Annotated in this window: 2 pseudogenes; one reads left to right on the plus strand and one right to left on the minus strand. The window is 76.0% G+C overall.

The features are described from left to right. Positions 1-292, plus strand: a pseudogene (locus G3I40_RS37260) (hypothetical protein); the annotation flags it as partial. A 7-nt stretch (positions 293-299) separates the two neighbouring features. On the opposite strand, the pseudogene G3I40_RS37265 reads toward G3I40_RS37260, so the two are convergent. After that, positions 300-626: pseudogene (locus G3I40_RS37265) on the minus strand (hypothetical protein); the annotation flags it as partial.

The raw sequence follows: 626 nt of genomic DNA on the forward strand, positions 1-626 counted from the left end.
GGTGCGGCCCCGGGTGTCCGCGTGGGCCGCCTCGGTGGCGGCCCGGCGGCGCGAGGCGGCTGCCCTGCCGGAGCCCGAACCGGCCCGGGAGCAGGTCGAGTTCGAGCCGTACGACTTCTTCGACGAGGAGTCGCGTGCCGCGCGCTGGGCGGTCCTCAAGGAGGCCCCGGCCGCGCTGCGGCACCCGGAGCCCCAAGTGTCCAAGCCCCACGTCGCGGAGCCCTACGCGGCGGAGCTTCGGCCGCCGGAGCCTCAGGTGCCGGAGCGGCCGGCGGACGGCCCAAAGGCCTGACGGACGCTCACCGGGTGCCGAGCAGCGGGCGGAGCTCCTTGGGCAGCAGGTCCTCGCAGGCCTTCTGCGCCGTGTTCGTCAGGGCGTCCGCGCGGCACTCGTAGTAGTCGCTGTACACGAGCTTCGCCGTGAACATCGACGCGACCATCGCCAGCGCGAGACCGCCCGTGACCAGGCCGCTGACCGCCGCGGTCGTCTGCGGGCGGGAGGTGTCGGCGGCGGCCGGCGCGGGGGCCTGCGGGTCCGGGGTGCGGGGCTTGGCGCGCAGGGCGCTGATGCCCCAGTACAGGGCGAGCGCGCCGAGCAGCAGGGCCACGTACGGCCAGGCGAACAG

Source organism: Streptomyces sp. SID14478, assembly GCF_010548525.1.
Taxonomy (GTDB): Bacteria; Actinomycetota; Actinomycetes; order Streptomycetales; family Streptomycetaceae; genus Streptomyces.